This window comes from Segatella copri (genome assembly GCF_003465495.1).
Classification (GTDB): domain Bacteria; phylum Bacteroidota; class Bacteroidia; order Bacteroidales; family Bacteroidaceae; genus Prevotella; species Prevotella copri_G.
Window position 1 is genome coordinate 410 of sequence record NZ_QSAV01000140.1, and the last position, 206, is coordinate 615.

The 206-nt window shown below is 51.0% G+C and carries 1 protein-coding gene; it reads right to left on the reverse strand.

From position 1 onward, the window contains the following. Positions 1 to 206, reverse strand: a 206-nt coding sequence (locus tag DWV53_RS16345) for an Arm DNA-binding domain-containing protein (protein WP_239667592.1), incomplete at both ends; no start/stop codon positions are given.

The window sequence follows — 206 nt, forward strand, 5'->3', positions numbered from 1 at the left end:
CTCACCATTTCAGCGGTAACGAACGCCTCACGGTCGGAAAGCCGTTGGTAATGCTTAGCGATTTGAGCCTTGATGTTATCAAGCGCAAAGTTCACCTCATTGGCTTCCTTGCTTCTGCCTTTGGCTCTGTTGCCCTTGGCATCCCATATCGCCTTGGTCACGCTCAGCTTGCAACTGAACTGTGCGATAGTTCCGTTGATTGTCAC